Annotated in this window: 20 protein-coding genes and 1 riboswitch; of the genes, 15 read left to right on the forward strand and 5 right to left on the reverse strand. The window is 34.4% G+C overall.

Annotated features, from left to right (window positions below):
• Positions 1–14 precede the first annotated feature (14 nt).
• The 8 genes from comGC (at position 15) to V1503_RS16085 (ending at position 3666) form a co-directional block, all read left to right on the forward strand.
• Positions 15–323, forward strand: a complete 309-nt coding sequence (comGC, locus tag V1503_RS16050; RefSeq protein ID WP_410628177.1) for a competence type IV pilus major pilin ComGC — start codon at positions 15–17, stop codon at positions 321–323.
• Positions 313–756: a competence type IV pilus minor pilin ComGD gene (gene comGD, locus V1503_RS16055; protein ID WP_410629455.1), complete on the forward strand. Its 444-nt coding sequence runs from the start codon at positions 313–315 to the stop codon at positions 754–756. Before comGC ends, comGD begins: the two co-directional genes overlap by 11 nt.
• Positions 740–1072, forward strand: a complete 333-nt coding sequence (gene comGE / locus V1503_RS16060) for a competence type IV pilus minor pilin ComGE (RefSeq protein ID WP_352222631.1) — start codon at positions 740–742, stop codon at positions 1070–1072. Before comGD ends, comGE begins: the two co-directional genes overlap by 17 nt.
• Positions 1051–1521 (forward strand): competence type IV pilus minor pilin ComGF, encoded by a 471-nt coding sequence (gene comGF / locus V1503_RS16065; protein WP_410628180.1) that lies wholly within the window; start codon positions 1051–1053, stop codon positions 1519–1521. The genes comGE and comGF overlap by 22 nt, the downstream gene beginning before the upstream one ends.
• Positions 1508–1894 (forward strand): competence type IV pilus minor pilin ComGG, encoded by a 387-nt coding sequence (comGG, locus tag V1503_RS16070; protein WP_410628182.1) that lies wholly within the window; start codon positions 1508–1510, stop codon positions 1892–1894. The genes comGF and comGG overlap by 14 nt, the downstream gene beginning before the upstream one ends.
• 108 nt (positions 1895–2002) lie before the next feature.
• Entirely contained in the window at positions 2003–2518 is a 516-nt protein-coding gene (locus V1503_RS16075) for a shikimate kinase (RefSeq protein ID WP_410628184.1), read from the forward strand.
• Between the two features lie 22 nt (positions 2519–2540).
• On the forward strand, positions 2541–2729 hold the full coding sequence (locus V1503_RS16080) for a YqzE family protein (RefSeq protein WP_214480241.1): 189 nt from the start codon (positions 2541–2543) through the stop codon (positions 2727–2729).
• A 382-nt stretch (positions 2730–3111) separates the two neighbouring features.
• Entirely contained in the window at positions 3112–3666 is a 555-nt protein-coding gene (locus V1503_RS16085; RefSeq protein ID WP_410628187.1) for a hypothetical protein, read from the forward strand.
• Positions 3667–3917: 251 nt separating this feature from the next.
• Here the strand turns inward: V1503_RS16085 and V1503_RS16090 are convergent, their stop codons facing one another.
• Positions 3918–4730: a YqhG family protein gene (locus V1503_RS16090; protein WP_320256866.1), complete on the reverse strand. Its 813-nt coding sequence runs from the start codon at positions 4728–4730 to the stop codon at positions 3918–3920.
• Positions 4708–6408 (reverse strand): DEAD/DEAH box helicase, encoded by a 1701-nt coding sequence (locus V1503_RS16095; RefSeq protein WP_410628190.1) that lies wholly within the window; start codon positions 6406–6408, stop codon positions 4708–4710. The genes V1503_RS16090 and V1503_RS16095 overlap by 23 nt, the downstream gene beginning before the upstream one ends.
• A 237-nt stretch (positions 6409–6645) precedes the next feature.
• Positions 6646–6737, forward strand: a riboswitch (glycine riboswitch).
• A 344-nt stretch (positions 6738–7081) separates the two neighbouring features.
• On the opposite strand from V1503_RS16095, the gene gcvT reads away from it, so the two are divergent.
• The 3 genes from gcvT to gcvPB are packed head-to-tail and all read left to right on the forward strand — an operon-like array spanning position 7082 to position 11013.
• On the forward strand, positions 7082–8188 hold the full coding sequence (gene gcvT, locus V1503_RS16100) for a glycine cleavage system aminomethyltransferase GcvT (protein ID WP_410628192.1): 1107 nt from the start codon (positions 7082–7084) through the stop codon (positions 8186–8188).
• Positions 8189–8216: 28 nt separating this feature from the next.
• Positions 8217–9563 carry an aminomethyl-transferring glycine dehydrogenase subunit GcvPA gene (gene gcvPA, locus V1503_RS16105; protein WP_410628194.1) on the forward strand — a complete coding sequence of 449 codons (1347 nt, stop codon included), beginning with the start codon at positions 8217–8219 and terminating at the stop codon, positions 9561–9563.
• Complete coding sequence (gene gcvPB, locus V1503_RS16110; protein ID WP_410628196.1) at positions 9556–11013, forward strand: aminomethyl-transferring glycine dehydrogenase subunit GcvPB; 1458 nt, start codon at positions 9556–9558, stop codon at positions 11011–11013. The genes gcvPA and gcvPB overlap by 8 nt, the downstream gene beginning before the upstream one ends.
• 172 nt (positions 11014–11185) lie before the next feature.
• Here gcvPB and V1503_RS16115 read toward each other — a convergent pair whose 3' ends face one another.
• Positions 11186–11509: a rhodanese-like domain-containing protein gene (locus tag V1503_RS16115; protein WP_214480441.1), complete on the reverse strand. Its 324-nt coding sequence runs from the start codon at positions 11507–11509 to the stop codon at positions 11186–11188.
• Between the two features lie 208 nt (positions 11510–11717).
• On the opposite strand from V1503_RS16115, the gene V1503_RS16120 reads away from it, so the two are divergent.
• The 4 genes from V1503_RS16120 to V1503_RS16135 all read left to right on the forward strand — a co-directional run bounded on the left by V1503_RS16120 (position 11718) and on the right by V1503_RS16135 (position 17905).
• Positions 11718–12551 carry a lipoate--protein ligase family protein gene (locus tag V1503_RS16120; RefSeq protein WP_214480234.1) on the forward strand — a complete coding sequence of 278 codons (834 nt, stop codon included), beginning with the start codon at positions 11718–11720 and terminating at the stop codon, positions 12549–12551.
• 822 nt (positions 12552–13373) lie between these two features.
• Positions 13374–15941 (forward strand): vitamin B12-dependent ribonucleotide reductase, encoded by a 2568-nt coding sequence (locus tag V1503_RS16125; protein ID WP_214480233.1) that lies wholly within the window; start codon positions 13374–13376, stop codon positions 15939–15941.
• A gap of 312 nt (positions 15942–16253) precedes the next feature.
• Positions 16254–16682 (forward strand): transcriptional regulator MntR, encoded by a 429-nt coding sequence (mntR, locus tag V1503_RS16130; protein ID WP_214480232.1) that lies wholly within the window; start codon positions 16254–16256, stop codon positions 16680–16682.
• Between the two features lie 341 nt (positions 16683–17023).
• Positions 17024–17905 carry a patatin-like phospholipase family protein gene (locus V1503_RS16135; protein WP_410628200.1) on the forward strand — a complete coding sequence of 294 codons (882 nt, stop codon included), beginning with the start codon at positions 17024–17026 and terminating at the stop codon, positions 17903–17905.
• Positions 17906–17976: 71 nt separating this feature from the next.
• On the opposite strand, the gene V1503_RS16140 is transcribed toward V1503_RS16135, so the two are convergent.
• A complete protein-coding gene (locus V1503_RS16140; protein ID WP_410628202.1) occupies positions 17977–18363 on the reverse strand; it encodes an SA1362 family protein in 387 nt (128 codons plus the stop codon).
• A 67-nt stretch (positions 18364–18430) separates the two neighbouring features.
• Positions 18431–19384 carry a DUF1385 domain-containing protein gene (locus tag V1503_RS16145; RefSeq protein ID WP_214480229.1) on the reverse strand — a complete coding sequence of 318 codons (954 nt, stop codon included), beginning with the start codon at positions 19382–19384 and terminating at the stop codon, positions 18431–18433.
• Between the last annotated feature and the right edge of the window lie 76 nt (positions 19385–19460).

The following is a 19460-nucleotide window of genomic DNA, read 5'->3' on the forward strand; positions in this document are numbered from 1 at the left end:
AAAGAGAGGAGATAATGGTGGATGAAAGAGGTTTTACGTTAATCGAGATGTTAATTGTCCTTATGGTAATTTCAGTGCTATTAATTATAACAATACCTAATATTACTAAACATAGTAAAGTGATAAACGAAAAAGGGTGTGATGCATTAATAAATATGGTACAAGCTCAGGTGAAAGCTTATGAGATTGAACATGAAACGATTCCGACAATAACTGAACTTTTAGAAGAAGGATATATTACTACAAATACGTGCCCAGGTGGAAATGTTATAGAAGTGGGTATCGATGGTAGTGTGAAGGAAGGTGATGTGACTGAAGAATGACAATGAGCGGGGTTATACATTAATAGAAGTAATAATTGTATTAGCTATTGTCTCTATTATGGCTTCCGTTTCAGTTCTACAAATTAATCCTGTTATTGAAAAAAGAAAGATGGCACATTTTTTTGCCCAATTAGAAAATGATATTTTTTACGCTCAAATTTATGCATTGAGCAATCACAAAAGCATAACACTTCTTTTCTCAAATCAGCATTCAACATATTATGTTCTTTCTAATGGTATGAGCTCTCCTATCATGCAACGCTCATTTGACAAAGGTTTAAACATTGAAAAAGGAACATTAGGGTTAAGTATATCTTTTCGTAATAATGGTGCTATAAGTAAAGCAGGCACATTAATTGTAAATCATCGTAATAAGAAATATAAAGTTGTTTTTTTGCTAGGAAAGGGAAGGTTTTATGTTCAAGAATTGTAATGGCTTTTCTATGATTGAACTATTAATATCCTTAAGTATATGGCTCCTTCTGCTCCTCATATTATTACCTCCGCTAACTCATATTGTTCAGGAACGAAAAAATATTCAGTTGATCAATACTGCTAATCACATTGTATCGAATAGACTTCAAATTTATCATACAGAATCGTATTTTATAGATGAGCAAATTGAGGTTAGCAATTATAAGTTCACAGTTGCTTGGGAAGACGCGAATGAATTATTAGCTAAAGTATGTGTATCGTATACAGATTTTCGAAAGGAAGAAAAGAAAAGGTGTGGTTATACAAACAAATAATTCGAACTGCTAAAGGTTTTACGCTCATTGAGGTTTTGTTATCACTAGCTATTTTTTTATTAATTGTTGCATTTTTACCTACTATGATATCTATTATTCATCCAAATTATTACAATGATGATCAAATCAATAAGCAAGAATGGGAATTATTTTTACAACAAGCGCGTATTGAATTGAGAGAAGCAATTGCTATCAATGTCAATTCCAATACATTATATTTAACGACTAGTCAGCAAAAAACGATTTCCTATGAACAGTACAAGACTATACTTAGGCGTAGGGTAGATGAGACAGGCCATGAAGTGTTAATACAAAACATTTCCTCTGTCATCTTTCGTCCTGTTACAGAAGGTATTATTATCCAAGTTATCGATCTTAGTGGTGAATTATACGAAGAGCGAATTTCTTCAATGGTAACTCTGGAGGTGCCTTACCGTGAAAAAGAATAATGAACATGGTTTTATTTTTCCAGTTACGTTAGTTATGAGCCTGTTATTTTTTTTAGTGCTACTTCATCAAATAGAAATGTATGTAGTAGAAAAAAACTTTTACCATGAAATAGAACAACTTTATATACTAGAAAACATTATGCAAATGGCTACTACAGATATTTTAAAGGACATTCATGACAATGCTTACCCTATTCGAAATAAAATATACACATATCCAAATGGACAAGCAATGTACTCAACAGAACAAATTGAGGAAGGTATGCTTAAAATATCGATTGAATGTAAAACAATACAAAAACGTCTTTACAATGCCTTCTTTATTTATGAATTAGAAGAGGGTAGAATAATAAAATGGGTAGAAAACCGTTAGTGAACTCGTACAAAAAATTCAAATGTTTTCGGCAATTAAGGAGGAAGTATTACAGCATTACATTAACTACATTATCATTTAAATACTTTATTACTGTGGGGGGATAAAATGAAAGCAGTTATCTTAACAGGCTTCATGGGTGCTGGAAAAACTACTGTAGGAAAACGTTTAGGGGAAGAGTGGAAGTTACCAGTAATTGATACTGATGATTACATTGAAAAAAAAATGGGTAAAAAAATTAGTGAAATTTTTGAAGAGGATGGAGAGGATACGTTTCGTCAATATGAAAGAGAATTGCTACCTACACTACCAATAGAAAATGTTGTGATTACTACAGGTGGCGGAATCGTTATTCAAGAAGAAAATCGTAAATGGATGAATGAAAATGGTTTTGTTGTTTATTTACATTGTGATCTAGATCAGATTATTTCAAGAATAGAAAGGGACTCTTCTAGACCGTTAATGAAAAATAACAAAGAACAGATTGAACAGATATTGACAACAAGACTTCCATATTACAAAGATTGTAATGTGACAATTGATACAACAAAAAAAAGTATAGCGCAAATTATAGATGAAATTAATTTAGAGGTTAAAAAAAGCATAGGAGGAGATAATAAGTAGTAGATGGTAGGAGGTGTAGCTGTTGTCTACTAATGATTATGTAAAATACGTTACCCAACAAATTGTTAGTTATATTGATCAACCGAAGGAAGAAAGAAAAAAATATCGTCAGAAACGAAAAAATGAGCGTACTTCTTTTGGAAATCGATGGTTTGGTGTTTTGCCTTTCGCATTTTCGATGTTTGTTCACAGGAAGATAAAGACGAAGTAAACTCTCGACATTAAATACTGTTTATTCTATTAGGAAATATAACTAGCGTTTGTGGCATCTTTTCTTTTGTAACATGATGACTAACATATAAAGCAACTTTTTATAGTATAAACTTGGCGGTAATAGCAACAAAGTTTTTGAAAAAGCCTATACAGATAGCATAAGTGTTACACGCATATATGTGTATGTGATAGTTCTGAAAAACTGAATATGTTTGGATTAGAACATCTTCACTTATGAAGATGTTCTTTGTAGCGTTGAAAATGATAGTCAATTGAATGAAAAAAGTATAGCTAATTAGTCATCTATCCCTTACATTGTATATTCGTCCTGCATTTACTACTTATATATGACAGTATTTTATTTAAGGAGGGTATATGGGGTGATTCAAAAGGGTGACAAAGTGGTAATGCATAGTTGTGACGAGGCAATTAAACATAACGGTAAAATTTGGACTTGTAGAACTGATGAATATGAACGACATGGAGAAAGGCTTGTTTTTCTAAAAAATTATAGTGGCTGCTTCCCTATTGAGTATCTACAGAAGGTATATCTTAAATCAGAAAAACGAGAGCTGCTAAATAAATTAAACGAACAACAAGAAGAACTTGAAAGGCTAAAAGAGCAGTTAGACTGTTCTGTTGATGCTGCTACTGATTTTTTTGATGATAAAAGTTTTTATGAACATGAGTTGGAAAAAGCAAAAAGGGAAATTAAACATTTAACTGAAGAAAACAATAAACTTAAAAGGGAAATTAAACATTTAACTGAAGAAAACATTAAACTTAAAAGAGAAAGCAAGCATTACAATAAAAAGCAGAATGTGGAAGAGGAAAAAAAGGACCTTCAGCCGGACAAATATTTTACAGATAAAGATAATAAGAAACAAAAAAAAGAATCAAGAAAACAAGCGCTAGAAGAATATTTTGATAAGTAACCTTTAACGTGAGACTGTTACTATATAGTTTAGGTAGGATGAACGTTGTTGCTATTGAAACTGATTTATAACAACAACAAATAAGTTTATGCAATTTACTTCATTGTAAATGCGAAAAGAACATATAAGAGCTTGATTTATACGTAATTATTTCTTATTTCTAAATCCAACAATCAATGAAAAAAATACCATTTATTATAAGTACATTCCAAACACATATAGCCATTTGTTTTTGATGCTATAACATGACGTTATGCATCTTTTTTAATGTTGGACGTTTGTCTAAGGTAAAATAAGCCTCCGTTTATTACTTTTACATTTATTGTAGGTTCGTATTGTTCCTGTAGTGCTCTTTTTTCTGTTTCATAACAATCAGGCTTTTCTTCTACGTCTTCATAAAAGTGATTTAATAGTGATAAATCCTCATTCCATCTTTCATGTGCTTCATCAGCCCAAGAATGATCTTCTTGTTCAATCGTGTAATTAATATGTTGCTTCAATCGTACTAGTCCACTTTGTGGCATAATAAGTGGTGACATGGTAAAGCATAGGTCAGGTATTTTAGGTGTTAACCGAAGTTTATTTAATTGCTCTTGGAAATTTGTTACTATCATGCCATTAATCATATGAAGACCTAAAGAATAGATATAGTCACGTTTGCGATCACATTCGTACGATATTAGCACATTGATACCTATCCAAGGATAGAGAGGGATACTTGAATGGTTTGGTGATGTCACGTCATCTTCATATAAACGAATGTACCCCGCTAATTTTTGTAGCGAGGCAAAGATCTGATGTAAACGAGGCGAACCAAAATGGACAACCTCACCTTTTTTTGTCGTTGAAGCTTTGCTCTGATCCGTAATGAGTGTAAGCTTCATTGGATTTGGTATCCCTCCTGTTTTCTCTAAATAATGCCAATAAAATGGTCTGTTCATCAATTCTTTATCAAGATCAACTGATAATTGTACAGTTAAATAGCCATTTTCATTTTCAATAACATGACAATCGTTTGATGTGAAAAAATGGTATAAAAAATTATGAATTTCCTGTTGATGCATGATTTTCCCTCACTTCATTATTAATGTGTTCAGCAAATTGTATGGCTGATGTTAAGTTATCCATTTTAATTTTCATTTCTCCTTCGCTCCTTGAGTTGAATAAAATATCTTGTAGCTGGTCCTCTAAATTTTTTATGTCTAATCTTGTCAGAATTTCATCTAGCTCGCCAACCACTCTTTCGAATAAATGTATTTTTTCATATAGTAGCTTTAACATATGTTCTTCTACAGTATGTTTAATAGCAAAATTATAAATAAATACATCATTTTCTTGACCGAGCCGATGTACTCGTCCAATTCTCTGCTCAAGGCGCATTGGATTCCAAGGTAAATCAAAATTTATAATATGGTTGCAAAATTGTAAATTTATCCCTTCTCCACCTGCTTCAGTTGCAATTAATACTTGGGCATGGTTTTTGAATAATTGTTGCATCCAATCTTTTTTACCTCTTTTAAAACCTCCTCTGAATGGAACTGATGATATACCGTGTTGCTGCAAAAACCATTGTAAATATAGTTGGGTGGCACGATATTCTGTGAAAATAATTACTTTATTATTTATGGACTTGATTAATTCCAAAGCTTGTATAGCTTTTGAATTTTGTGTAACTCCTTCTACCTTTTTAAGTAACTCTTCAATAAATAATGGTGGCTGAATAGGCTTGCCTTCTTCATCTTTTTTATTAAGCATATTTTTTAATGTATAAAATACAGCTTCGCGGCTACTGCATGCTTCTCGTTGTAACGTGATGATTGAAAATTGACTATTTATGTATAGATGACTATTTGTTCGTATATTATTTATAGAGTCATATAGTTCTTGTTCTTCATTCGTGAAATCAATTGGCACAGTTTGAACGTGCCTTTTCGGCCATTCAATACCAGTATCGCCTCGACGATTTCTGAGCATAACTTTATTTACAAGCTCTTTTAAATATTTATCATTTTCAACAGTGCGATTTTTAGCAGAAAAAGCTTGTTCAAAATATTCTTGATTACCTAAATGTCCTGGTTTAAGAAGCGAAACAAGGTTAAATATTTCTTCAATTTTATTTTGTATAGGTGTAGCCGTTAATAATAAACAAAACTTTTTCTTTAAATGCTGAACAAACTCATAGTTTTTTGTTTTATTGTTTTTTAATTTATGGGCCTCATCAATAATAATTAAATCATAGCTTTGCTCAAAGATAATCTCTCGATGTGGATTGCGTTTGGCTGTATCAATTGATGAAACAACAACATCACACTGCTCCCAAACATAACTTTTCTTTTGTTGAATTGCTGGAATGAAAAACTTCTCATTTAATTCTTTACACCACTGTGTAACGAGTGAGGCAGGTACTAAAATTAATACTTTCTTAACCAATCCACGGATCATGTACTCTTTTAAAATGAGTCCAGCTTCAATCGTTTTTCCTAAACCAACCTCATCAGCCAAGATCGCCTTGCCGTTCATTTTTTCTACAACCTGTTTTGCCACATCTAATTGATGAGGAAGAGGTGTGAGATTTGGTAAATGTTTAGGAGCTAGCAATCCATCAAATGTTGGAATTACAGAGTGTTCAGCTGCTTCAATTGCCAACTTATACAGGTTGTTATTTACCCATGGCCCATCATCGTTAATGAGTTTTAAAAAGTTTTCATGCCAGGTTTCATCAAATTGAATATTAACTTTCATATGCTATGTCCCCCTTGTTATAAAAAGTTTCTTATTTCGGGGAAAATCATCGTTTTATATCGATTTGACTAAAAATAAGTATTGTAAGCGATTTACTTTAGCAAAACACGAACATTTAATCTTTTCCCGTCCTATAACGTTAGAAATATTATATTGCCGAATCAGGCCAACTAATGGTAGGATGATAGTATATTTTATTGTAGTATGTGCAAGTTTTAAAATTAATATTAAAAGCGAATGATGGTAGAGGGAGAGACTACGTATTTGTAGCGCCGAAGGAGCAAGCATTAATTTGTGAATCTCTCAGGCAAAAAGACTTCTACTTGACGCAACTCTGGAGAATGTTCTTCATTTTTTGCGACAGCAACGTATTACATAGCGAAAATGCTGAACTACCAAAGGGGCAAGCTTTATTGAACGAACAAAAATCGTATCAATAAGGTAAACTTTCAGGTACCAGGACAGAGATCTTCACAACTATGTTGTGGAGTTACTCTGTCTTTTTTTGCATGTGCATTTGGGTAACGTTTGGATGTCCAAGCGTTTAGCTACTCGAGGTTACTTCACCATATCACCTGAAGGTAAATGGGACCTTCAAGTATATGTCTCCAGTGCTTGTGGGGGATAAACAAGACGCTTACGCATTTAATTATTACAAAGGGGAGGAAATAATATGTCTCAATTAAAACGTACACCTCTATTTGAAGTATACGAACAATCTGGTGCTAAAACGATTGATTTCGGTGGCTGGGATTTACCAGTACAATTTTCTAGTATTTTAGAGGAACATGAAGCAGTACGAACACGTGCAGGACTTTTTGATGTATCGCATATGGGGGAAATCACTGTTAAAGGTGAAGATAGTTTAGCATATTTGCAAAAAATGATGACAAATGATGTATCAAAGTTAAAGAATGGAAGTGCTCAATACACAGCAATGTGTTATGAAGATGGAGGAACGGTAGACGATTTATTAATATATAAAAAGTCTGATAACAATTTTTTGCTCGTTGTAAATGCAGCCAATATAACTAAAGATTATGAGTGGTTACAATTACATCTTTTCGGAGATGTTGTTCTAGAAAATATTTCAGAGAAAGTTGCACAGCTTGCTATACAGGGACCATTAGCAGAGAATGTTCTTCAAAAACTAACATCAACGAATCTACAAGACATTAAGTTTTTTAAATTTCTCGATAATGTAGATTTGAAAGGATATAAAGCCCTTGTTTCTCGAACAGGCTATACTGGGGAAGATGGGTTTGAAATATATTGCGATAACGAAAATTCTATTCATATTTGGAACGAAATTCTTGAAGAAGGTAAGCTTGAGGGGATTCAGCCATGTGGGCTTGGAGCGCGTGATACACTTCGTTTTGAAGCTAACCTACCATTATATGGCCAAGAACTTTCAAAAGCTATTTCACCGTTGGAAGCTGGCATAGGCTTTGCTGTTAAAGTGAACAAAGATGTTGATCATTTTTTCGGGAAGCAGCGGTTAGTTGAGCAAAAAAATGAGGGTACAGTACGGAAGTTAGTCGGTATTGAAATGATTGATAAAGGCATTCCGAGACATGGTTATGATGTGTATGTAGGAGATGAAAGAATCGGTGAGGTTACTACTGGAACTCAATCACCAACTCTTAAAAAAAATGTTGGTCTCGCCTTGATAAAAACTGAATTTACTGAACTAGGAACAGAGGTTGATGTTCAAGTTCGAAAACGAAAATTGAGAGCAAAAGTAGTTTCAACGCCTTTATATAAGCGTCCAAAAAAATAAGTACTTTATAGAAGAGAGGGGTTAAGTTATGAAACATCGCTATTTACCAATGACTGAACATGATAAAAAAGAGATGCTTGAAGCTATTGGGGTCACCTCAATTGATGAACTTTTTAATGATATTCCAGAAGCTGTGCGATTTAATGGGGAATACAATATTAAACAAGCCTCTTCTGAACCTGAATTAACACGAGAAATGGCTGCACTTGCTGAAAAAAATGCAAATACACAAACGCATGCTTCGTTTCTAGGTGCAGGAGTTTATAGCCATTATATGCCAATTATAGTCGACCATGTTATTTCTCGATCAGAATTTTACACAGCTTATACACCATACCAACCAGAAATTTCTCAGGGAGAACTGCAAGCCATTTTTGAATTCCAAACGATGATTTGTGAATTAACAGGGATGGATGTAGCCAATTCTTCAATGTATGATGGCGGAACAGCACTTGCTGAAGCAGCTATGTTAAGTGCAGGACATACACGTAAGAAGAAAGTACTCGTTTCAAAGACGGTGCACCCTGAATCAATCGAAGTTTTGAAAACTTATGCTAAGGGGCAGCATATCGAAGTTGTTGAAATACCAACAAATAATGGTGTAACTGATGTCAGTGAACTAGCAAAAGAAATGGATGATACGGTTGCTTCAGTAATTGTACAATACCCTAATTTCTTTGGACAAATTGAGCCATTAAAAGAAATAGAAGAAATAACACATTCAGAAAAAAGTATGTTTGTGGTATCAAGTAATCCATTATCATTAGGGGCTTTAACACCACCAGGTGCATTCGGGGCAGATATTGTTGTTGGTGATGCACAAGTGTTTGGCATACCTACCCAATATGGTGGTCCGCATTGTGGATATTTTGCGGTCACTTCGAAGCTTATGAGGAAAGTCCCTGGACGCCTTGTTGGTCAAACAGTGGATGAAGATGGACGTCGTGGTTTTGTTTTAACACTTCAAGCACGTGAACAACATATTCGTAGAGATAAAGCAACATCGAATATTTGTTCAAACCAAGCATTAAATGCATTAGCAGCCTCTGTTGCAATGACTGCGCTTGGGAAAAAAGGTGTTAAACATATGGCAACTCAAAACATACAAAAATCCCAATATGCAAAAAATCAACTTAAAGCACATGGCTTTGAAATAGCATTTGAAGGTCCTTTCTTTAATGAATTTGTCATTAAATTACCAAAATCAGTAAAAGAAATCAATCGTAGGCTATTAGATAAAGGGATTATCGGTGGATACGATTTAAGTAAAGATTTTGCTGAGCTAGAGAATCATATGTTAGTAGCGGTTACCGAACTACGTACTAAGTTAGAGATTGATACATTTGTGAAGGAATTGGGGGATGGCAATGAATAATCAAGAGCAACCATTAATTTTTGAGTTATCAAAGCAAGGGAGAATTGGTTACAGCTTACCAGATTTAGATGTTCCTAATATAAATGTTAATGATGTTTTACCTAGTGATTATATAAGGGTAGATGAGCCAGAGTTACCAGAGGTGTCCGAGTTAGACATTATGCGCCATTACACAGCTTTATCAAATCGGAATCATGGAGTTGATTCAGGGTTTTATCCACTAGGTTCTTGTACGATGAAGTATAATCCGAAAATTAATGAAAATGTGGCGAGATATAGTGGATTTGCAAACATTCATCCTTTACAAGATGAGGGTACAGTACAAGGGGCACTTGAGCTCATGTATGATTTACAAGAGCATTTAGTAGAAATTACTGGGATGGATACTGTAACGTTACAGCCTGCAGCTGGTGCACATGGTGAGTGGACAGGGTTAATGATGATCCGTGCTTACCATGAAGCAAACAATGATTTTAATCGAACAAAGGTCATTGTACCAGATTCAGCTCACGGTACTAATCCTGCATCAGCAACAGTAGCAGGCTTAGAAACTATAACAGTAAAATCTGATGACAATGGACTGGTTGACCTTGAAGATTTAAAGCGTGTTGTTGGACAAGATACTGCAGCGTTAATGCTAACAAACCCAAATACTTTAGGACTATTTGAAGAGAATATTGTTGAAATGGCGGAGATTGTCCATGGAGCTGGAGGGAAGCTTTATTACGATGGTGCTAATTTAAATGCGGTATTAAGTAAAGCACGACCTGGCGATATGGGATTTGATGTTGTTCATTTAAATCTTCATAAGACATTTACAGGTCCGCATGGTGGAGGTGGACCAGGTTCAGGGCCAGTAGGAGTTAAAGAGGATTTGCTTCCTTTTCTACCAAAACCAGTATTAGTCAAAAGTGAAGCAGGTTTTACATTCGATTACGATCGCCCACAAGCTATTGGCAGAGTTAAACCTTTCTACGGAAATTTCGGAATTAATGTACGTGCTTATACGTACATCAGATCTATGGGTCCTGACGGATTGAATGCAGTCACCGAATATGCTGTGTTAAATGCAAACTATATGATGCGACGTCTTGCACCACATTTTGATCTGCCTTTCGATAAGCATTGTAAGCATGAGTTTGTACTGTCTGGAAAACGACAAAAAAAACTAGGTGTGCGTACACTTGATATCGCTAAGCGGTTGTTGGATTTTGGCTACCATCCACCTACAATTTATTTTCCATTAAATGTAGAAGAATGTATAATGATCGAGCCTACAGAAACGGAATCGAAGGAGACACTTGATGCTTTTATTGATGCGATGATTCAAATAGCAAAAGAAGCAGAGGAGAATCCCGAAATTGTTCAAGAAGCACCACATACAACAGTAGTAAAACGATTAGATGAAACAATTGCAGCCCGTAAGCCGATTCTAAGATATAAAAAATAACGAAAACAAAGGATTCACCAATCTCTGGCGAATCCTTTGTTTTTTCTTAAGCTCTTTTTGTAAACTAATGTTGCTATTGTTTCAAAGAGTAAAGGTGTAATGAACTAACTAATACTATACAAGAGATTTTGAAACAGCATGATTGAAAATTGTAGGTGTGTCTTACTTGTAGTTACTTTTTAGCTTTAATTTTTCCAGACCATTTCTTAAACCCGCCTTTTAAATGGTAGAGGTCTTTAAATCCTTTTCTTCTCAACGTTTGTGCAGCTCTTCCACTTCTAATACTGCTTTGGCAATATAAATATACAGGTTTGTCAGGTCTAAGTTCATTAATTCTCATTTTCAATTGTGACAATGGAATATTTCTAGCACCTAATATATGCCCACCCTCAAATTCATTTTGCTCACGTACATCTATTAATTGAGCTTTTCGATATCCCTCACGAAATTGCTCCTCAGTTAATGAAGTTAATATTCTTCTGCGGTATACCGTCATAATTACAAAGTAAACGAGCACAGCACCAACGATAATTAATAATAGTTCCACGAGTAATCTACCCCTTTTCTTCTCTTTCTATCGACATACATTATTATATAAGGCTAGGCTTTGATTAGTAAAGGAAATCCTTATTACTTTTCAAATATATCTTACATTTGGTAGACTATAGACACGCAAAAGAAAGCTAAATAAAAGAGGTAGAGATATGAAAGAAAAATGGCGGTTTATCGATTCTGGAAATTGTTCACCTGCATTTAATATGGCATTAGATGAAGCATTATTAGAATGGCATAGTCAAGGTAAGATTCCTCCTACAATTCGTTTTTATGGCTGGTCGCCACCAACATTATCAATTGGTTATTTCCAAAAAATAGAGAGAGAAATTGACTTAGATGCTGTAAAAAAACACGGGTTAGGATTTGTAAGAAGGCCTACTGGTGGTAGAGGGGTACTTCATGACAATGAATTAACGTATAGTGTAATTGTTTCAGAGAAATATCCTAATATGCCTCATTCAGTAACTGAAGCATACAGAGTCATATCTGAAGGGCTATTAGAAGGTTTTAAAAAGCTTGGCTTAGATGCATATTTTGCTATTCCAAAATCAGAGGAAGAGCGAAGCAGCTTGAAAAATCCACGATCTTCCGTTTGTTTTGATGCACCTTCTTGGTATGAGTTAGTCGTTGAAGGAAGAAAAGTAGCTGGAAGTGCACAAACGAGACAAAAAGGAGTCATCCTCCAACATGGTTCCATATTACTTGATTTGGATGAAGATGTGCTTTTTAGTCTTTTCAAATATCCTAACGAACGTGTTAAAGAAAGGTTACAAAGACAGTTTAAAAATAAAGCTGTTGCGATCAATGAATTAAGGGAAGAGGAAGTTACAATTGGAGAGGCGAAATCTGCGTTTAAAGCAGGGTTTGCAAAAGGGTTAAATATTGATTTAGAACCGTATCAATTAACGCAAGATGAATTAGCGTATGTAAACGACATAGCAACAAAACGATATGAGAATGATGAATGGAATTTTCGCAAATAACTGAAGGCTCTTTTCCTAAAAGGTGTATAGATAACACAACTATTAGTTCTTTATGTGCTAGAAGCAGTTAGAAAATAGTCTCATTAATTCGCTGTTTTCGCATTAATTATTGCTTTTCGTAATTAAAGCTAAATACGATAATGACACCTTTTCTTGAGTACAATGAAGACTAACATGTAATCTGATAACAATACCAACAAAGTTTACGAAAAGAGTATATTAAATTGAAGAGGGTAACTCAGGATGACTTGTCTTATACCCTATATGCTGTATATGAAGGAGGTATGCACCTTACTATTATACAAGATATAGGGTATGAGATATGTCCTTCGTTTATGAGTTATCCTTTTTTCATTGGCTTCTTTTTGTTCTTATTCCTAAAATCTAATAAAAACAGTCAATCTATTTTTTTTGTAAAACTACGAACTCTACTTTTATTTTTGTAGATTGTGCAATAGTGACTTGACAATTCATTGATAGTACAGCCTTTTTACACCACTACTATATATTATTTGGGACATACTTCCTACAGATAAAATAATGCAACTTCTAAATTAGTTAGAAATTCGTATATTAAACTACATATGCGACTGTTTCCTTCATTTTTCTATGAAATGTGTTCTTTTTTTTGTTTGACAAATCATAGAACACTTGACCTAAAATCAACATGTAGTATTAAATGATATAAATGTAACACTATATATTGATCAGTAGGCTGAAATATGGTAAATTATCAATGACATCATTTTTAAACATATGAACAATAATACTTCGTGAGAATGTACATACAAAATAGTGATATTAATAAAGGGAGTTGTAGCAATGACTGTTGTGCTAAAAGAGAAAATGAAAGTGAACGTAGAGAGATTAAATAAGGATATTCAACTTTATCCCCAAGTTCATCAAATTTCACCAAACATGAAGTTAACCCACAAAGGGGTTTCAAGGCTCGTAATGCTTGATCGGTACTCGTTTAAAGATACTGAAAAAGTTACTTTATCAGCAGGTGATTTTGTTGTGTTAACGATTAAGGAAGACCCGAAATTTCCTGCCCGTGGCCTTGGGTTTATTGAAGAGATTGATTGGAAGAACAAATTTGCACAAGTAAGGATAGAGGAAGAATATCGTGGTGCACTTGAACGTGCTGAAGAAATTGAAACAGGCATTGTAAAACGCTCACTAGACGTAATTGAAAAGCCGTTGGAGATTTATTATGAGCAAATTGCAAAGCGTAATGCAACTGGGCTTGCATCCGTTGAGTCAACTGAAGAAAAGCGTAAAGAGTGGTTTGAGAAGTATTATGATGAATTAGTTAACCTGAACTTTGTCCCAGCAGGAAGAGTGTTGTATGGTGCAGGTGCTAACACTGATGTGACATATTTTAATTGTTATGTTATGCCATTTGTTCAAGATTCACGTGAAGGTATATCTGAACATCGTAAGCAAGTGATGGAGATTATGAGTCGAGGTGGTGGTGTTGGTACAAACGGTTCCACATTAAGACCCCGCAATACTTTAGCAAAGGGTGTAAACGGTAAGTCATCAGGGTCAGTGTCTTGGTTAGATGATATTGCAAAGCTAACTCACCTTGTTGAGCAAGGGGGATCACGTCGAGGAGCTCAGATGATTATGTTAGCTGATTGGCACCCAGATATTATTGAATTCATTATCTCGAAAATGCAAAATCCACGTATTTTGAGATTTTTATTAGAAAATACAAGTGATGAAACAATTATAAAATGTGCTCAAGATAAACTTAAATTTAATCGTTTGACAGAGCAGGACAAAGCAATGTATCAAGGGATTGTTAACTATAAAAACATGCCTGGTCTTGGTGGCTTTACAACAGAGATTATTCATGACGCTGAAGAGAAATTACAAGAAAATGGGACTTACAGTGTGCATAACTCAGAGTTTTTAACTGGAGCAAACATTTCAGTATGTTTAACGAAAGAGTTTATGGAAGCAGTTGAAGCAGACGGTGATTATGATCTCAGGTTCCCAGATGTAGAAAGCTATAATGAAAAAGAAATGCAAGAATATAATGAGAATTGGCATAAAATAGGAGATGTGAGGAAGTGGGAAGAATTAGGGTATAAAGTTCGTGTATATCGTAAAATTAAAGCAAAAGAACTTTGGAATTTAATTAATATTTGTGCTACCTACTCTGCCGAACCAGGCATTTTCTTCATAGATAATGCGAATGACATGACTAATGCAAAGGCTTATGGACAACAGGTTGTAGCAACAAACCCTTGTGGAGAACAGCCTCTTGCCCCTTATTCAGTTTGTAACCTTGCAGCTGTTAACTTAGCAGAAATGGCTGATAAAAATACGAAGACTGTGAATTTTGAAAAACTGAAACAAACGGTTGAAGTAGGCGTTAGAATGCAGGACAATGTTATTGATGCTACGCCGTATTTCTTGCAGGAAAATAAGAAACAAGCATTGGGAGAACGTCGTGTCGGTTTAGGGGTTATGGGACTTCATGACCTGCTTATTTATTGTGAAACAGAGTACGGATCAAAGGCTGGTGACGAGCTAATAGATCAGGTATTTGAAGTAATTGCAACAACTGCATATCGCGCTTCAGTGGAACTAGCGCAGGAGAAAGGAAGTTTTCCATTTCTTGTTGGTGAAACTGAAGAAGATACGATTAGATTGCGTACAGCCTTCACAGAAACTGGTTATATGAAACGTATGCCTGAAGATATAAAAGAAAATATTAAAAAATATGGAATTAGGAACTCTCACTTATTAACGGTAGCACCAACAGGAAGTACAGGGACGATGGTTGGTGTATCAACAGGACTTGAACCTTATTTTTCATTCTCTTACTTTAGAAGTGGAAGATTAGGAAAATTTATTGAAGTAAAAGCAGATATCGTTCAAGAGTATTTAGATGAAAATCCACATGTAGATGCTAATGATTTGCCAAATTGGTTTATTTCAGCGATGGAACTTTCTCCACAAGCACATGCGGATGTGCAATGTACTATTCAGCACTGGATTGATAGCTCGATTAGTAAAACAGTAAATGCACCACGTGGGTATACTGTTGAGCAAGTTGAGAGGGTATATGAACGCTTATATAAAGGTGGCGCAAAAGGCGGGACTGTTTATGTCGACGGAAGTCGAGATGCACAAGTACTTACTTTAAAAGCAGAAGAAAATACTGTTGATAAGAAAGATGCAGAAATTCCTTCACGAGATTCTGTAAAAAGCCACGTAGTCTTAGTAGATACAATTAATGATTTGCGGTCGACTGATGTAACAATTGGATCTGAAATTGGTAATACATGTCCGGTTTGTCGTAAAGGAACAGTCGAAGACCTTGGGGGCTGTAATACATGTACTAATTGTGGTGCACAATTAAAATGTGGACTATAACGAGATAACACTACTTTATTCAACAAGTTAGCAAGGGTGGATGTTTACATACTCCATCCTTTTTCTTTTAGCAAAGCTCTTTACGTAAATTCTGTTGCTATCGTTTTCAAATTAGTACCATAAAAAGTATACAGAAGAAAAGGTGTCACGAACGCAAGTTGACGACTTGTTTATTTGTTAATACGAAAAACAACAATCAATGCGGAAACAGCATATGAAAAAAACAAGTGAAATTCCCTTGTAACACTTCTCCATATATTGTACACTTTTAATGATTATTGTTATAAAAATGGAGTAATTGGAGGGTATATCATGCCTACACCAAGTATGGAAGATTATATAGAACAAATCTATATTTTAATAAAAGATAAGGGTTATGCGAGAGTTTCAGATATTGCCGAAGCTTTGTCTGTACATCCCTCCTCAGTTACAAAAATGGTACAAAAACTAGACAAAGATGAGTATCTCATATATGAAAAATATCGAGGATTAATGTTAACCACAAAAGGAAAGAAAATTGGTAAACGCTTAGTTGATCGCCATGAATTGTTAGAACAATTTTTACGAATTATCGGTGTAAATGAAAGTGAAATTTACAATGATGTTGAAGGCATTGAGCATCATTTAAGCTGGAATGCAATAGACCGGATCGGTGACGTCGTACAATATTTTGAAGAAGATGCAAATAGAGTTGAATCTTTAAAGCGTATTCAACAAAAAACAGGTGAGAATCCTTCATAAAATAAGAGTAAGAATATACGTATCATCCCCATGTCAACTTAACTAAAAAATGAATTATGTTAGAGAGGCCTTTTCTCGATATTCAATCGAGAAGAGGCCTTTAAATTTCTCTTTAAGCATGCTAAAATACACCATTCTAAACTCATAAACTGTTAGGAATGCTTTAATCCCTGCTTTTGAGTGTTCTACATACAATTCCCTTTTTTAAACAACTTTTGATACAAGCGTTATCACGACAATTTTTCTACTTATTAAGAAGATGTATCCGTGCTGTTTTGTTCTAATTGATTCTATTTTTGATTAGACATGTAGAAGATGCATTTCTTTTAGGGGGAGTAGAGATGTATATTGATGGAGTGTTTTCGGGTGGTGGCATAAAAGGGTTTTCTTTAATTGGCGCCTATCAAGCAATAGAAGAAAAAGGCTTACACTTCACAAGAGTTGCTGGAACGAGCGCTGGAGCAATTATTACTGCATTTATTGCTTCCGGATATAGCAGTAAGGAAATACTTTCAATTATGGAGGAAGTAGATGTAAAGACATTTTTAGATGCTCGTAAATCAATTTTGCCTGCTGCAATTGGCAAGTGGATTCAACTCTATTGGAGAATGGGATTGTATAAAGGCGATGAGTTAGAAAAGTGGGTTGGCAGAGAATTAAGGAAAAAAGGTGTACGTACTTTTAGGGATTTACCAAATGGTTCTTTGCGTTTTGTTGCATCAGATTTAACAAATGGAAAAATGCTTGTCTTGCCAAATGATCTTCCTAAATATGGAATGAATCCAGATAGTTTCTCTGTTGCAAAAGCAGTGAGAATGAGTGCTAGCCTACCATATTTTTTTGAACCAGTAAAATTATTAGTAAAAGGAAAACCTGTGATTGTTGATGGAGGAGTTTTAAGTAATTTTCCGATCTTTTTGTTTGATGAAGAAAAGAAACTAAAAAAACGACCTGTACTAGGTATTAAATTAAGTGCGAAAGAGAGTGAACAACAGAATAATAAGATAAATAATGCAATTGAGTTATTTCCAGCATTATTTGAGACAATGAAGGTAGCACATGATGAACGGCACATCTCGCGAAGACACGAAAGAAATATAATCTTTATTCCAATGAATCATACAGTTACAACTGAATTTTCAATATCTGATGAAAAAAAGCAGGAGTTAGTGAAACTTGGATATGAGCAAACAAGTAGTTTTTTAAAAAAATGGTCCTATTAGTAGTGGTATATAGAAAAGAGAGTAGCTCAAATACTTAGCTAATAGTTACTAAAAAAAGAAGAACCAAGCTGTTAAAATGATGCTCGGTTCTTCTTTTTCCCTTTTTTTCCTTCTATAACAGTTAAATGTGGATGATTTTTACGCTTTTGAATGTTAGGGTGAGCAGCTTTGTTTGATTGAACAGATTTTGACATTGGTCTAGCTACTTGGTTGTTTCGATTACGTTCATTATATCGCTTGTTTGATTGCTTCACTGCTTTCTTGTATGCAGAATGTTCAGTATTTCTTTTGTTACTACCAGATAGTAACTGCAAAATCATATAAAAAATACCAAAAACAATCAGTCCCGTTATAAGAGTTAAAATAAGTGTTTCAGGTCTATTAAAAAGCACGTACAACAATCCCAGGCCACTTAAACTAATTATTATAATCATTGGTAAAGACGAGCGACGTTGCAACGAATCCACCTCCCTAAACATTCTATATAACTATTGTATTAACCAAAATAGGTCAAGTTGACAAATGTTATACAATTTCTTCAGTTTTATTTATAGCATTAGGGTCATTTTCTAAACGTAATAATTCATTAAATGAAGCAATGGCTACTTCAACTTGACTATCAGTTGGCTCTTTCGTCGTTAGTAATTGCAGCCATAATCCAGGATACCCTAAATAACGAAGCAATGGGATATCACGTAATTTATTGGTAATTTGCAACACTTCAAACGAAATTCCTAATACTACTGGAATTAATGCGAGTCGATTCACAACTCTAAGCCATAACGGTTCTGTTGCAACAAATGGAAGCATGTAGACAAAAACGCCAACTATCACAGTAAATATAATAAAGCTACTGCCACAACGATAGTGTAGTCTTGATTGATTTTGAACATTTTGGACTGTTAGTGGTAAGTCACTTTCAAATGCATTAATTACTTTATGTTCTGCTCCGTGATATTGAAAAACACGCCTAATGAGAGGAGTTAATGAAATAAAGTAAATATAAGCTAACAGCAATAATAATTTAAAAAATCCTTCAACTAAAATTTGTGATAAATCAGATGAAAAAATTGGACGAGTAAGTTCCGCCAAAAAAACTGGAATCAAAGTAAAAATAAATTTACCAAATAAAAATGACAGAATACCTACTGCGGCAACACCAAGTATCATTGCTAACTTTGACTCAGATTGTGAATGATCAATATTTTCATCTTCACTAGGATCGACATCGTATCTTTCTGTTGAGAAATTAAGATGTTTTGATCCATTTGCACTTGCTTCAAGAATTGCAATAATTCCTCTAAGAAAAGGAATCTTTTTCATAGTCGTTAAAGCTTGTTTTGATTTCCTAGGTAGCCGAAAATATTCAATTGATTGATCTTTTCTTCGTATTGCTGTTACATAGTGACGTTTTCCACCAAACATGACACCTTCTACAACAGCTTGGCCACCGTAAACCGGTTTGTTTTCTTGAGACATTCAATTCACCAACCTAAAAAATTCATTGAGAAACTTCATCCTATGTATATTTTACAAGAAAATAATAAAAACCTCT

The organism is Nanhaiella sioensis (genome assembly GCF_046557775.1).
Taxonomy (GTDB): domain Bacteria; phylum Bacillota; class Bacilli; order Bacillales; family SM2101; genus Nanhaiella; species Nanhaiella sioensis.

Bases quoted from the DNA above. Each gene is read 5' to 3' on its own strand.
- gcvPB (WP_410628196.1), top strand. From the start codon at position 9,556: ATGAATAATCAAGAGCAACCATTAATTTTTGAGTTATCAAAGCAAGGG.
- V1503_RS16125 (WP_214480233.1), top strand. From the start codon at position 13,374: ATGACTGTTGTGCTAAAAGAGAAAATGAAAGTGAACGTAGAGAGATTA.
- comGE (WP_352222631.1), top strand. From the start codon at position 740: ATGTTCAAGAATTGTAATGGCTTTTCTATGATTGAACTATTAATATCC.
- V1503_RS16120 (WP_214480234.1), top strand. From the start codon at position 11,718: ATGAAAGAAAAATGGCGGTTTATCGATTCTGGAAATTGTTCACCTGCA.
- V1503_RS16135 (WP_410628200.1), top strand. From the start codon at position 17,024: ATGTATATTGATGGAGTGTTTTCGGGTGGTGGCATAAAAGGGTTTTCT.
- gcvPA (WP_410628194.1), top strand. From the start codon at position 8,217: ATGAAACATCGCTATTTACCAATGACTGAACATGATAAAAAAGAGATG.
- V1503_RS16095 (WP_410628190.1), bottom strand. From the start codon at position 6,408: ATGAAAGTTAATATTCAATTTGATGAAACCTGGCATGAAAACTTTTTA.
- V1503_RS16075 (WP_410628184.1), top strand. From the start codon at position 2,003: ATGAAAGCAGTTATCTTAACAGGCTTCATGGGTGCTGGAAAAACTACT.
- V1503_RS16115 (WP_214480441.1), bottom strand. From the start codon at position 11,509: ATGACGGTATACCGCAGAAGAATATTAACTTCATTAACTGAGGAGCAA.
- gcvT (WP_410628192.1), top strand. From the start codon at position 7,082: ATGTCTCAATTAAAACGTACACCTCTATTTGAAGTATACGAACAATCT.
- V1503_RS16145 (WP_214480229.1), bottom strand. From the start codon at position 19,384: ATGTCTCAAGAAAACAAACCGGTTTACGGTGGCCAAGCTGTTGTAGAA.
- comGC (WP_410628177.1), top strand. From the start codon at position 15: ATGGTGGATGAAAGAGGTTTTACGTTAATCGAGATGTTAATTGTCCTT.
- V1503_RS16090 (WP_320256866.1), bottom strand. From the start codon at position 4,730: ATGCATCAACAGGAAATTCATAATTTTTTATACCATTTTTTCACATCA.
- mntR (WP_214480232.1), top strand. From the start codon at position 16,254: ATGCCTACACCAAGTATGGAAGATTATATAGAACAAATCTATATTTTA.